The organism is Puniceibacterium antarcticum (assembly GCF_002760615.1).
Taxonomy (GTDB): domain Bacteria; phylum Pseudomonadota; class Alphaproteobacteria; order Rhodobacterales; family Rhodobacteraceae; genus Puniceibacterium; species Puniceibacterium antarcticum.
Genome location: NZ_AWWI01000162.1, coordinates 1 through 13,209 on the forward strand (window position 1 = coordinate 1; position 13,209 = coordinate 13,209).

13 protein-coding genes and 1 pseudogene are annotated in these 13,209 nt (G+C 57.9%); 2 read left to right on the forward strand and 12 right to left on the reverse strand.

Annotated elements, in window-relative coordinates; translation table 11 throughout:
- Positions 1-67: 67 nt before the first annotated feature.
- Positions 68-1,051: a M23 family metallopeptidase gene (locus P775_RS22605; RefSeq protein ID WP_245875818.1), complete on the forward strand. Its 984-nt coding sequence runs from the start codon at positions 68-70 to the stop codon at positions 1,049-1,051.
- A 310-nt stretch (positions 1,052-1,361) separates the two neighbouring features.
- On the opposite strand, the pseudogene P775_RS22610 reads toward P775_RS22605, so the two are convergent.
- The 9 genes and pseudogenes from P775_RS22610 to P775_RS22645 form a co-directional block, all read right to left on the reverse strand.
- A pseudogene (locus P775_RS22610) lies at positions 1,362-1,869 on the reverse strand (ABC transporter ATP-binding protein); the annotation flags it as partial.
- Positions 1,870-1,964: 95 nt separating this feature from the next.
- Positions 1,965-3,158 (reverse strand): GIY-YIG nuclease family protein, encoded by a 1,194-nt coding sequence (locus P775_RS22615; protein WP_099913106.1) that lies wholly within the window; start codon positions 3,156-3,158, stop codon positions 1,965-1,967.
- A complete protein-coding gene (locus P775_RS22620) occupies positions 3,151-5,199 on the reverse strand; it encodes a pseudomurein-binding repeat-containing protein (RefSeq protein ID WP_099913107.1) in 2,049 nt (682 codons plus the stop codon). The genes P775_RS22615 and P775_RS22620 overlap by 8 nt, the downstream gene beginning before the upstream one ends.
- Positions 5,200-5,374: 175 nt before the next feature.
- Positions 5,375-6,829 (reverse strand): ATP-binding protein, encoded by a 1,455-nt coding sequence (locus tag P775_RS22625; protein ID WP_245875819.1) that lies wholly within the window; start codon positions 6,827-6,829, stop codon positions 5,375-5,377.
- Positions 6,830-6,843: 14 nt separating this feature from the next.
- Entirely contained in the window at positions 6,844-6,993 is a 150-nt protein-coding gene (locus tag P775_RS28260) for a hypothetical protein (RefSeq protein ID WP_180287545.1), read from the reverse strand.
- Complete coding sequence (locus P775_RS22630; protein ID WP_099913109.1) at positions 6,990-7,406, reverse strand: hypothetical protein; 417 nt, start codon at positions 7,404-7,406, stop codon at positions 6,990-6,992. The genes P775_RS28260 and P775_RS22630 overlap by 4 nt, the downstream gene beginning before the upstream one ends.
- Positions 7,403-10,126 carry a class I SAM-dependent DNA methyltransferase gene (locus tag P775_RS22635; protein ID WP_099913110.1) on the reverse strand — a complete coding sequence of 908 codons (2,724 nt, stop codon included), beginning with the start codon at positions 10,124-10,126 and terminating at the stop codon, positions 7,403-7,405. The genes P775_RS22630 and P775_RS22635 overlap by 4 nt, the downstream gene beginning before the upstream one ends.
- Positions 10,123-10,545: a type II toxin-antitoxin system VapC family toxin gene (locus P775_RS22640; protein ID WP_099913111.1), complete on the reverse strand. Its 423-nt coding sequence runs from the start codon at positions 10,543-10,545 to the stop codon at positions 10,123-10,125. Before P775_RS22640 ends, P775_RS22635 begins: the two co-directional genes overlap by 4 nt.
- Positions 10,546-10,548: 3 nt before the next feature.
- Positions 10,549-10,797 carry a FitA-like ribbon-helix-helix domain-containing protein gene (locus P775_RS22645; RefSeq protein WP_099913112.1) on the reverse strand — a complete coding sequence of 83 codons (249 nt, stop codon included), beginning with the start codon at positions 10,795-10,797 and terminating at the stop codon, positions 10,549-10,551.
- A gap of 203 nt (positions 10,798-11,000) precedes the next feature.
- Here P775_RS22645 and P775_RS29170 point away from each other — a divergent pair, with 203 nt between their 5' ends.
- Entirely contained in the window at positions 11,001-11,756 is a 756-nt protein-coding gene (locus tag P775_RS29170) for a hypothetical protein (RefSeq protein ID WP_245875820.1), read from the forward strand.
- A 103-nt stretch (positions 11,757-11,859) separates the two neighbouring features.
- On the opposite strand, the gene P775_RS22655 is transcribed toward P775_RS29170, so the two are convergent.
- From P775_RS22655 to P775_RS22665, 3 genes are all read right to left on the reverse strand, one after another.
- Positions 11,860-12,084 carry a hypothetical protein gene (locus tag P775_RS22655; protein ID WP_099913113.1) on the reverse strand — a complete coding sequence of 75 codons (225 nt, stop codon included), beginning with the start codon at positions 12,082-12,084 and terminating at the stop codon, positions 11,860-11,862.
- Between the two features lie 166 nt (positions 12,085-12,250).
- A complete protein-coding gene (locus P775_RS22660; RefSeq protein WP_099913114.1) occupies positions 12,251-12,508 on the reverse strand; it encodes a helix-turn-helix domain-containing protein in 258 nt (85 codons plus the stop codon).
- A gap of 124 nt (positions 12,509-12,632) precedes the next feature.
- A complete protein-coding gene (locus P775_RS22665) occupies positions 12,633-12,884 on the reverse strand; it encodes a hypothetical protein (RefSeq protein WP_099913115.1) in 252 nt (83 codons plus the stop codon).
- Between the last annotated feature and the right edge of the window lie 325 nt (positions 12,885-13,209).

Here is a 13,209-nt window from a genome sequence, read left to right on the forward strand (position 1 = left end):
ACAAAAAACGCCCCAAAATGCGCCGAATCCGCAGAATCTGATTAAATAGGGTACAGTGACAGCTGTCGTGTCCGATGCGATCGGGTCCGAATTCGAACTCAGACAGTTGAAACCGGGCCATCGGCTTGATCTCGAACTCCGTAAAGCTGGATTGCCACGCCTGGCAACGCTGGAAATCGACAACGGGGTCAGTATTCAGGCGGTTTTTGGAGAAGCGCCGTCCGTCAGTGTGCTGCCACCTGAACTCGAGACCATACGTCAAGCTGCCGAAACAAAGATCGAAAGTTCCATATACGCCGCCTTGGACAAGGCTGATATTCCGACCCGGTTCGCCACCGATCTGGAGCTGATTTTCGCCGGTACGCTGGATTTGCAGCGCGAACTCGTCGGGGGCGAGCATCTGCGCGTGGTCTGGCGCGAAAATCGTTTGGATGATCGCGTCATAGGTGAACCCATCATCGACTTCGTCGAACTCGATTTGGGCGAAGAGAAATATGAGGTCGTTTGGCCAGGCGACGCGTCCAGACAGACCCATGTTTTCAAGGATGGCGGCCCTCTACTCACCTTCGTTCAACCAATTAAAGGCGCGCGACTCAGCTCGGCGTTTGGACTGCGCCAGCATCCGGTCCACGGCAATGTGCGGATGCATCAGGGCGTGGATTTCGCCGCCGAAGAAGGGGCGACGGTCCATGCTACACAATCTGGCAGCGTTTCGTTCATCGGACGTCGAAGCGGCTATGGGCTGATGATCGAGATCGAGCACGCTCAAGGCATTCAGACCGTCTACGCGCATTTGAGCGCGGTGAACGAAACGCTGGAAGTTGACCAACGGATCCCTGCCGGTCATGAAATTGGTCATGTCGGATCGACAGGCACATCCACCGGACCGCATCTTCACTATGAAGTCGTTATCGAAGGTCTTCCGGTGCCGCCGCTCACTGATACGCGCCTGTCTCGGATCGGTGATGGGACACAGAGACAGATTAATGTGTCTGTCATGATCGAAGCAGCGCGTGATCAGTTGGCAGGTCTGCTGGCGGCCAACGGTTAGCGACTTGCATTCGATGATTTGAAGCGGCCAGCCTTTACGTGGCGCAGAACTTCGGCAGCCCCGCCATGAATCTGTTCAACGGCCGCGCCAGCGCGTCGGGCGATTGGCTGGCGCTGGAACATTGCAGCAAACGGCTCCGGTGGTGTGACGTTGGTCGCACGGTTGACCAGCGCCGATGATGCTGTAACCGTTACAATCCGACCAAAAGATTTGGACTGACATGTCCCGGCCCCATGTTGGGGACGGGTGCTTGCATTAAAGTCGAACCGCTGGTGTTTTCCTCGAAAGCCTGAAGAAACGATACATGTGACTATCGCGTCTGTGCTAGCGCCTGTTCCAGTTCTTCTACCGCGTCGGTCCAAAGGCCTTCAGCCCGCGCGATACCGTCCATAACCTCGGCATATTTCTTTTGCCAGGTTTCGGCTTGTGTCCCCATTTTCAGCATCATAGAGCGCAGGGTCCGACAATTTCACCGCCAGTTGATCGCGCATCTCGTTCAGCTTGGCGAGGCGGCTTTCGCATTTGCGGACCTCGACACGCAGCGCCGTGATCTCGCCCCGTGAAAAGCGCGTGGGTGTTGCGGCTTTGGGTCTTTCCACTGGCGCGTTGGAGGCGTGCAGCATCTGATCGCGGTAGGCGTCCAGATCTTCCTCGTGTGGCGTCACCGAGCCGCCTTGAACAAGCCAGAGCCGGTCCGCGACCAGACCCAGCAAATGCATGTCGTGGCTGACAAGGATGATCGCGCCGGTATATTTCGTCAACGCCTCGACCAGCGCATCGCGACCTTCAATATCAAGGTGGTTTGTCGGCTCTTCCAAGTCTTCAACCGCTACACAGGTCCAGCCTTTCTTCGGGACGCCCGGCTCTGACCATTTCCCTCGAAGAGTGTGACGGTCCCGATCCATCGCCTTTCCTACCCCGAAATCCGTTTGAGTTCGGCATCGCGGGGATCATAGCGATAACTCGTGATCGTGCCGTCCCTGATCTTGTCGACGGCATCGTTGATGACGAAGAGGGGTACGAGGAACCACTCTCGCGGGACCACAGGCCGTCCAAAGCGATCCATGATCTCTATTTCGAGCCGTGCGGGTTCGAAAATCCGATGGATCAAATTCTCCAGCTTGGACCGATTGATGTTGTAGAGTTCGTATGTCGCAACCACCTCGACGTTCGCCATCAGAAACGTCGGCTGCAAATGTGCGCCGGCGATCCGCTTTTCGACGCTCATATTGGTGACGCCGATCTTGTGCACCAGTTCCCGGTTTTCTGTGACGAGTGGATGATCGGATTTGCTGCGAAGCACATAGATGATCCCGCTCGCTTCATCCCCATCGATTGTCTGGTCCGAAAAAAGCGGGCCTGCCGATGGGTCAGTGATCCGGCGTCCGGCCTCGTCCTTGTTCAACGCGCGCTGGAGCGAGCGCATCAGCATGTTGCTCTCGGTGCCGTTGTCGAAAATCACTCGCAGACGCGCATCCGTGCGACCTTGCTCGTTGGTGATGGTCTCGCCCTTGTCGGCGACATAGGCCTTTTGACCGCTGACAATGAAGAAGCGTCCCTTCTCGATCTCGGCTTTCATCTCGAACGGGCGAGTTTCGCGCAAGCCGCTATCCAGTTCTTTTTGGACCTGCTCGAACAAGGGTTTGAACGTCGCGAAATCCTCGCATTTCTCGCGGTTTGCGACTTCATCTGCGGCCTTTTTCTCGGCTGTTGACCGGACATGCTTCAATTCCGTGAGGGATGATTTAGCAACTTCCACGCCCAGTTCGGCGAGGAGGGCATCGTCATCGAGGTCATCGGAGTCTGATGCTGAGGGCGTAGGGGTGTTTGCTAGGAGACCCTGCTCGTCAAGTGGGGCAAGGAGGTCGCGGCATTCCTGCAAGTCGCGGATCCGATCAAGACGCACGGCGTAGAGGCGTTCAAAGATATCACGATCCTCCCCGTGCTGGGGAGGCCGGCCATGCTCATCTGCAAATCGCAAGATTTCCTCAAAACCTGCGATGATGCGTTCTTCGCGTGGTGTGCGGCTGAGCTGCTTCTTGACCTCGACCTCGACGCCAAGCTCAGCAAGGAGGGCATCATCTTCGTCGGTGAAACTCTTAGCCATTGGCAGCCTCCTGCTTCATGCGCGCGAGATAAGCCACACCTTCGGCCATTTTCTTTTCCCAGGGGTCCGGTGAAGTAATCGACGGCAGGCGGCCTCGCTCTTGCTTGAACTTGACGGCTCGCTTCGCAAGATCGCGCGCCTCATCCGGTGACAGCTGCACTTTTTTCGCCGAGATGACGGCCTGGACCTGCCGAAGGCTTTCCTCGCTCATAGTCTTTGCCAGAATCGAGTAGGCTTCGCCGAACGGGTTGATGCGATCAATCAGGTCGATGTCGAGTTCGCGCACGTCCATTGCGAATTTGCGCACCCCGTCGATCAAGGCGGTATTGCCGGTTGTTTCTGTGTCATCGCGGTTCGACAGCGCGATCTCTTTCGCCTTTTGGGTCAGGTTCAGCGCAGCAACTGCGTGTTGGCGCACCGCTTCCTGATCCTCTGCATCTAGCTCTGGGAACCTGGCACCGACAATCTTGCCCATGCGGACCTGCGTCAGTTCCTCCGGCACCAGCTCTTCGTCGAAGAGACCCCGTTCGATCGTAGTCTTATCCTGAACGAAAGCTGTGATCACCTCATTGAGGTCCTCTTGGCAGATGCGCTTGGCTTCCTTGCTCTTGGGTTCGACCAGGCCTTTGATTTCGATCTGGAACTGCCCGCTGGCCTCGCTGAAGCCAACGTTCTCCTTGTTGGGGTCATAGCCGCCCTCGCCGTAATCGAACCCTTCGACAGGGCCACTTTTCACGGTCTTGGGTGTAAAGTTGAAACGTGGGGCCAGCACCTGCTCCATCAGCAGGCTTGCAGCGATCGCCTTCAGTGTATCGTTGACTGCCTCGGTCACGGCTTCGGCCGCGGCGTCGGGCTCCGCGATAAGGTTGGTGAACCGCGCTCGGGTCTTGCCCTCGGCATCGCGGGTGGCGCGGCCGATGATCTGCACGATCTCCGTCAGGCTGGCGCGATAACCCACCGTCAGGGCGTGTTCGCACCAGATCCAATCGAACCCTTCTTTCGCCATACCCAGGGCGATGATGATGTCGACATGATCGCGGTTGTTCTTCTGCGTGGAGTCTTTCAGCGCGGCGGAAACCTTGTCACGCTTGGATGGCTCGTCGTCCACCAGATCGGCGATGCGTAAGACTCGCTCGTCGGGCGTCTTGACCAGCTGAAAGCCTGTGATGGGATCCGCTCCCTGCCAATCGCCCAGGGCGTCAATGATATGCTCGACCTCGCGATGCTTGTCCTTGGTGCTTTCGCGCGAGTTCACGTTCGGGATGTGAAGGATTGTCTTCTCGGTCGGATCCAAAACCTTGAGGATGTCGTCCGCATAGGACCCGGAATAGAAGAAATACCCGATGTCGAGCGTCTTGAGGTATTTGTAACCATTCAACTGCTGATAGTAGGTATAGGTGAAGGTATCGAACTTTGCCTCATCTTCGGGCGACAGAACGGCTTCGGCATCGCCGCGGAAATAGGACCCGGTCATCGCAACCAGATGCACCTTGTCGCGCGCGACCAGTGCGCCCAGATGCGTGCCCAGCTTGTTATCAGGGTTGGCAGAGACGTGGTGAAACTCGTCTACCGCGATGAGCCGATCATCAAACGCTTCAATCCCGAACTTGTCCACGGCGAACCGAAAGGTCGCGTGGGTGCAGACCAGAATCTTGTCGTCGCTCGCCAGAAACTTGCCGACAGCGCCGACCTTGCCGTCATCCCCGCCGGGAGCGTTGCATAGGTTCCATCCCGGTTGCACGGTCCAGTCTGCCCAGAAGCCGTACTTGCTCAGCGGCTCGTCGTTGAAGCTGGACCCGATGGACTTTTCCGGCACCACGACGATGGCCTGGCGCAGGCCCTGATTGTGCAGCTTGTCGAGCGCGATGAACATCAGCGCGCGGCTCTTGCCCGAGGCCGGGGGCGACTTGATCAGCAGGTATTGCTCGCCCCGCTTTTCATAGGCACCCTCTTGCATTTCGCGCATGCCAAGCTCGTTCGATTTGGTCGAGCTTCCATTGGCCGCGTAATTGACAGAGACGGAAGGAACCTGCAGTGTCATGATGTTTTCCTTCTGAGGGGCGCGGAATCAATCGCTTTGGGGCAGGCAATCAAAACCCGATCAAGTAACGATACCGCACCCTGACTATCGTAACAGTATGATTTATATGTATTTTCCAATTTACGCCCTCTAGCCCACATACGCACAATCAAAACCCGATCAAATGTTGTCCCTGTCACGCCCATGAGGGGACATATCCGGCCCGAGGGCGTTCAGCATCCGCAGGACGGATCAGATCAGCATCCAGCGTTGCCCGAATAACCCGCGATGCCTGCGCAGCGTTCTGGTCGTCGATGCCAAGCCGCTCCCGAAGTGTCGCGTTCGTCATCTTTTGACCGCCTACGTATTTGAGCGCGGCATGTTGGTAACACGCTCGCACGGCTTCTTCCGGTGTCATGTCCGCAAATCGGCGTGGTGCAAACAGAACCACGCGCACGGCGTCTCCCTCCATGCGGAAATCCGGTGGTGGCAACTGGTGTAGCTCAACCGCCGAGATCACCTTGTCGATGCCGGTGCCTTGTTCTTCGCAAAGTTTCATTCGCCGCATCAAAGACGCAAGGGCTTCATTTCGGGAACGCGGCGGCGAGTCCAAAAACCGGTCAGGGCTAACCAAGGGGGCGCCCGGGTTCGTGATCTCCATTCGATCACTGAACAACTCGATGAGTGGTCCTGCACCGGTGATTGTCATATCTTGGTGGATCAATGCGTTGGCGATCAATTCGCGGATCGCGATCGACGGGTAAAGTGGTCGCTCCTCGCGGAATGCTTTTCCGATCAGTTCGTTGCGAGGCAGAAGGCCGTCGATGTAATCCACCAGCCCCTGAAATCCCGCTGCATAGCCGCGCTGGCCATCCTGGCGGTGACTCACGTCATCTGCACGTCCGGTGCCGGCATAGGCCACGAAACGGACGCCTTTACGCTCTACAGAGGGGCCGAAATCGGCAAGTTTCTTGGCATACAGGATTGCACCCAGATTGGTGATGTTCCAACGATCGCTTACATCTTTCTGGATCAGGCGATCCGCCAATAGCCTGTCGAAGATCCCCTGCCTGTTATCCGGCAAGGGCTGGCCCGTAAGATCGAAGTAGTTGGCGTAATTCAGCCGCTCAAGAACGTCGTCGCCGGTTAGGAACTGCGCCGCGACCCCTGTCTCCCAAGCGTAGGGCTGCAACTTGGCCCAGAGGGCACGCAGGCGTTCCGGATGGTCGGACAGGCGCGGCGTGGCGCTGCCGATGCGCAAATAGGCTGTGCGGTCAAATTCTACCGGGGCGGTTGCGGCGGCGGGGATGGTCAGCAGGATCAGGCGCCCCCCATGGTGATCAACTTCTTCGAACCGAAACTCGATGCTTGGCGACAGGTGGTTCGCAATCCACAGTTCGAGCGGCTGCCCCTTCTCCTTCTTCACTGTCGGCTCAAAAACCGTGCCGACAGCCGCATGATCACCGTCTCGCACCCCCCAGACCACATAGGCGAAGTGCTGATCGGCAAGCCGTGCAGCATTGGACAAGGCCGAGATCAGCTTGCCGATCAACGGTCCGTCAGCGTTGTTTTCCTTGAACTCGATCCAGGTAGTTTCAGCGGGTTTGGCGCGCAGATCGTCCACCAGTCTGCGGGTGCGTTCCGCGCTCATGACAGGGTCAAGGGTCATCGTGTGTTCACTTTCTGACCGATCACGATCGGGCAGCGGTTTTCGTAGGCGCGTTCTTGCATCGCGCGCATGCCCAACTCGTTCGACTTGGTCGAGCTGCCATTGGCAGCGTATTTGACGGAGACGGAGGGGACACCTTTGGTCATTGCGAAATCCTGTACTCGTTCAAATAGCTCATGGCCCAAGCAGGTGGGCTTGGCCAACTGCGAAAGCCCTTCTGATGCCAGGTGACGCTGTCCGCGCCGATCTTGTCGTTCGCTTCCATGAAATCGACCAAGGCATCGTGATCATAGAGATAGAGATCGTGGCCATGAAGAAAGGCGATGTGAATGCCCTTGCCCGCGTATTTCCGGTCGATGACAAGCCGCCCCTTTAGCTGAACCTTCAGGAAGGTTTCGCCGTCGATATGCACGGCGATGAAATCCGCGCCCTGCCAGTCGTCGGTCAGGCGGATACTGTTGAAGCCGTAATCGGCCAGTCGCCCGGCAACCTTCTGGAAGTTGTAGTTCTCTTTCTGCCGTGAGTTGAGATCGGCATAGGCGACGCGCTGAAGCTTCATGCGGGCACCTTCGTCGTCATCTTCGTGTACATCTCAAACAGCTTTTCCAGCCGTTCGGTGTCGTTGCGGAAGCGGCGGCCGATGTAGATGCGTTCCAGCACCTCGTCGTTGTGGTCATGCGCGGCGCGGAGGTTGGCGGGCATTTTTTCGGGGTCGTAGAGGTCGGCGATGGTGGCGGGGAAATGCGCCTCGCGGGCCAGAAGGATGCCTTCCGCCGCCGCTGTCAGGTCGGCGCGGTTCTTTTCCGTCAGTTTCGGGACGGGGAAGGTGTTCCAGCCCATGGTGTTGGAATAGCGATATCGAGTTTCAAGCTTACCGCACACCGTGGCGATCCAGACCAGATGCAGGCGCGAGGCGATCAGCGCCATGTTCCAGAGCGGGGCATCGTATAATGCGAGAGCGAGATTGGATACGCGCACGTCGCTGGGCATCAAGCCACACGGCAGGTATTCTCGACGTTCAGAGGAGACGCTTGGAATGACGATTGAATTTACTTCTCCGATGATTGTTCGCTCGAACTTGTACGGCGTCAGCAAACCCGCTTTACCGCGCTCACTCCCACCCTGTCGATAGATTCGAATGCGCTCCAAACGCTCCGCAATCGGAGGTATGGAGAATGCGAGTTCTGCTTGGTGATCTTCAATCCAAAGACAATATCTTTGCTGCCCATTGATGAACTCGCTCGACCCAACAATTGGCCTCACGAGAGGAGATGCCTGAGGGAAGGCTTCCAAGAGATCGTTCGCCTCGTCAGGCGACAGTAACAGGTTTCCCTGATCCCGCGGTATATTGCCGCCGAACATTGTCGCTATCTCTGCAATTGGTTCAGAGGCACGTTCAACAATAATATTGGCCCCTTCGGTGAGGTAGGCGTTTATAGATTCAACCGACTTCATAAAGTCGGCTCCAAAAATAGCTTTGGACCGTTCACCAACAGCGGCGACCCCGACGATCACACAGGTGACCTGAGCGTTCTTGCTCGCATTATTGCCCCACAGAAAGTTTTGATGTCCGAAGAAGATTTCTTGTCCGTTCTGAAAAATCCATGGCCAGATCAATGGAACTTGGACCCCTTGGCAAATCGAGTTTGTGGAAACAAACGCGAAACACCCGCCATACTTGATGAAATCCGATGCTTTCCAGAACCAACCTGTAATGTAGTCGATGGCGCGAACTTTTTTGTTTCCTGGTAGCAGCGCGTTCAGATCATCCTTTTGTTCCTTGGTCTGATATTTGTCGCCGACATAAGGGGGGTTTCCACAAACATACGTTTCGCCCCCCTCATTCGCGAAGTCGATCTGCGCCTGATCCAGCGGCGACATGAAAAGGTCGTCGGCCTGAAACTTCACCCCCGTCCCCGTGGGCGGGCAGACCGACAGCCAGTCCAGCCGCAGGGCGTTGCCGCAGGTGATCCAGTTCTGCGCATCCAGCGGCAGGAATTCGGCCAGCGCCTCTTTCTGGCCGCGATAGGTCACGTCGCATTGGTATTCCGCGATGATCAGCGCCAGCCGCGCGATCTCGGCCGAGAAGTCGCGCAGCTCGATCCCGCGATAGTTGGTCAGGGGAATGTCGGTGCGGCGCAGCGGCTCGCCCCGGCGTTTGTTGATCTCATATTCCAGCGCGCGCATTTCCTTGTAGGCGATTACAAGGAAGTTGCCCGACCCGCAGGCGGGATCGAAGACGCGGATCTTGGCCATGCGGGCGCGCAGATTGGCCAGCTTGCGCGCATTGTCGCCCGCCGCCTCCAGCTCTGCCCGCAGGTCATCGAGGAAGAGCGGGTTCAGCACCTTCAGGATATTCGGCACGGAGGTGTAGTGCATCCCGAGGACCGAGCGTTCCTCCTCATCCGCGACGGCCTGGATCATCGACCCGAAAATGTCGGGGTTGATCTGCGTCCAGTCGAGGCTGCCGATATGGGAGAGGTAGCGCTGCGCGATCTTGGAAAAGCGCGGCACATCGGTGCTGCCCGAGAAGAGCCCGCCGTTGACATAGGGAAAGGCATCGGCCCAGCGGGGCAGCCTGGCCTCGGCCCGTTTGGCGATGGGGGTGTTCATCGCGCGGAAGATTTCGCCAATGACTTCGTGCGTGTTGGACCCATCGCGGTTCGCCATCTGGTCGATGGTGGCGGTGAACAGGTTGTCGCTGACGAAAATGTCGGTGTCTTCGGCAAAGAAGCAGAAGATCAGCCGCGCCATGAAGTGGTTCATGTCATGGCGCTTCTCGGCGCTGCCCCAGTCGGGGTTGTCCTTGATCAGCTCGACATAGAGCCGGTTGAGGCGGCTGGTGGCGCGGATGTCAAAGGCGCTTTCGCGGATCTGCTTGACGGTGGAGATACCGGCGAGCGGCAGGAAAAAGCCGAAATGGTCGGGGAAATCAGTGTAGCGGCAGGCGATGGTTTCGCCGGTGGTGATGTCCTCTGCCTCGAGGTCGATGCCGTCGGTGGCGAGGATGAACTTCGCCTTGGCGCGGGTCGTGGCGGGGCTGTTGCGAAGGGCGGTCAGGGTCGCCGCGATGTCGCCAGGCGCGCAGGTGGCAAGGTGGATATTGTTGGTCTGCAGGACGCCGCCAAGGTCGGACTTGTTCGACGCGCCGGTGCGCAGCCGCTTGATGGTCGTGTCCTTGTTGCCGAAGGCCAAGAGGAAGGCATAAGGGAATTCGGCCGCGTCAAAGGGCTGCTCGGCGAGTTCGGAAACGGCTTGTTCAATCTCAACGGCGTTCATGCGGCTGTCCAGGGGTTGATGAGGTCGATCTCGCAACCCTCGAAGTCAGGCGTATTGCGCGTGGCGACGGTGGCGCCGCAGGCGTGGGCAATGGAGGCGATCTGGCAATCGGCCTGGGCGATCGGTCGCCCGGCGGCACGTCGTACGGCGGCGATGGTGGCATAGGACTGCGCGGCGGTGCTGTCGAAGGGCAGGATGCGACCGGCGAGATCTTCCCGCAGGATGCGGTCGACGGCGTCTACAAGCGCGGCGCGGCGCTTGCCGTTCCCCATGATCGCGAGGCCGTAGCGCAGCTCTGCCTCCGATATCGAGGTCAGATAGACGTTGAGCCCGTCCTGTGCCGACAGCCAGTGTTCGACCTTGGGCTCCGGGGCCGGGCGCAATAGCTCCGAGATGACATTCGTGTCGAGGATGATCATGCGTCAGGCCTGGTCGAACGCGGGCGGTTCACGCATGGCTTCACGCTGCGGAAGGTCGAGATCAACGCCACCGAGAGGCGCGACCCGCGCACGGATGGCCGCGGCAAGATCGTGGGAGAGCTTCGCTTCGCCGACGACATGGCGCAAGATCTCACGCGCCTCTTCCTCCATCGAACGGCCATGCTCGGCTGCGCGGATGCGAAGGCGGCGCTTCACGTCATCGTCAAGGTTTCGGATGGTAATGCTTGCCATGATATCCTCCTGAGAGGAGTGTAATCATCGCAATCAATGCGATCAATACTATTCGCTGGAACGCATGGCTTTTCCTAAGGTTTGCTGGGCGACGTTGTCAGTTCGCGATCTTGCTGACCACCGTAAGCACAATACGCATCACCAATGTTGCAATAGTATATTTTCGTATGTATGCTGGGTGAAGATTGTCAAGGGTTCTTGCCATGCGTTTCGAATTCAAAAACCTCCCTCTGGTGGCCTTTTTAGCTCTCGCCTTGACTGGCCCAACAGTTCCGACGCAAGCCCGCGCCCAAACCTATCAGATCGATTGCGCCATCCTGCTGTGTTTGTCTGGTGGGTGGCCGGCCTCGACGCCATGCGCCCGCGCGCGGGCCGAGTTCATCCGGCGCATCACACCTTGGCCGGTGGAGCCGCCGCTACAGATTTGGCGCTGCCCCATGGGTGCGTCTTACGATGGGCCTGCCAGGTCGCGCCCCACGGACCGGATCTTCGATGCCCTATATGGTGATTCAGGAACCCCATCAAACTCTTCAGCCCCGCTCTTTGATCAGGCAGCCGAGGCAGGCGGAATGCTCGGGCTGAAAGGCTCCGACGCTGTCTGGGGGAACCTGGTGCGGGCTGATTACGCCCTCCAGCTCGTAGAAGACCGCGCCGACATCGATATCAGCGGGCCGGAATTCAATTTCGTGCGCTCCATCCGCGTCTTTGACGTTCGTTATGCCCGCCAGCATGAATCCGGGCGAGATAGCGACTGCAACCGCAGCGCCGTCGTTGTCCTCGGCACCTACGGGATCCAGGGCGATTTTTCTTGGAGGGCGTCGTCACCCGCAGCGCTTCCTGCTGCGCATGCCGGTCTCGAGCGGTGGGGCGAGCACTGCCCGAGTATTTATCACAGATCCGTCTTCGTTGAGTGGCGTGACTATAGCGGGAATTACGGCGCCGAGCAGGTCAATTACTGACTGTTGAGGCGCCGCGACGTCGCGCAGAGCCTTGTACGAAATCAAACCTCGAATGCAGGCACAAGCGTACATTCGAGGGCCATAAAGGCCATATTCTTCCATGTCAGTCGTCGCGACAATTCAGCTGCGTGAGAGACGCGAAGTCGATTTCAGCTTTATCCGCATCGCAGATATCCGGGAAAATCTTTGAGACACGCTGCGGGCCATGGATGTCCCACCGGATTGCCAGAGAACCTGTGTTCCAGCGATATACCCAGCCGACAATGGTTTCTTCATCGGCTGCAATCAAATTGGCGATCGCGACGCCTTCGACCTCATTTTCGTTCACTGTTTACTGACTTCCTGCAATTTGGCGTTGCGGATAGCAGCTCAGATCCAAAGCGTTTGCTGCAACCGTATGCCGGGCCTCGTTAAAATCGGTTACTGTTCGTCCTCGCGGTAACGAATTTACCCCGGGTGAAGTCACCTCCCGTGTTCTCGATTGATGAAATCGCTTAAATCCTGTGGTCGGGCTCCGTGGCGGCTTCGACGATCGCCAAAACATCGAACGGGTCAAAGCCGATGGCGCGCGCCAGAACGACCAGTTCGACGACGTCGACCCGGCGCTGACCGCTTTCAAGGCGGGCAATGAGGGATTGATGGCACTTGAGCTTGACCGCCAAGTCCTCCTGACCGAGGCCCGCCTTGATGCGGGCGTCGACCAATGCTTGGCAGAGTGCCACCTGTCCCGTGCTTCTGATTGTCTTTGCCACGCGTCACATACCTTTTGTGACGTCGCTAGCGGATGAAATCTGTTATCTAAAAAGTAGATATATGAGGGTGTTATCGGCGTCTGGTTTCCATGGGCTGCAAGTCTGATGCTCCCGAGGTTGCCCATCAATCCCCTACCAATTGCAGGAACCGGCCATAGTCCTCGCTGACTTCGCGCGCTTCCTCGAAGGCGCGGGCGCGTTCGCTGTCGAGGCAACGGAAGTAGCTCTGGATATCCTGGATGTAGTCTTCGAAATCGCCACGGATGATGTCCGCATAGTCCCGCGCTGCCTGCGAATCGCTTGGCAGGAAAGGACGGGCCGGGGCGAGGCAGGATTCCGCCAAGACCGGCCCGGGAACGCAGATCAGAAGGACCATAGCTTGCAATGGGAGCAGGCACGTCAACCGTGGGTTTCTCAAACCTGTTATCTCCTTGATCGCAGACACTGGCCGTGACTAGTGTTTGCGTGACCAAACTACAGCTAAAGCACGATATTACATCTTGCGGTTGATAGTATACTATCGTAACTCTGGGCTTCAAGTGGGAATGCCTGGGGTCGCGCCATTGGAGAAAGCGTGAGCCGGGCCATGAACTGGGACATCGAAGCACCAAATGTGGTTACGGAAGCCAGGTTCCGCGAGCTCGTGGAAAGCGGCTATAGCGCAGAAATCCTGTGCCAGGAGTCGGCACATAAGAAAGGCC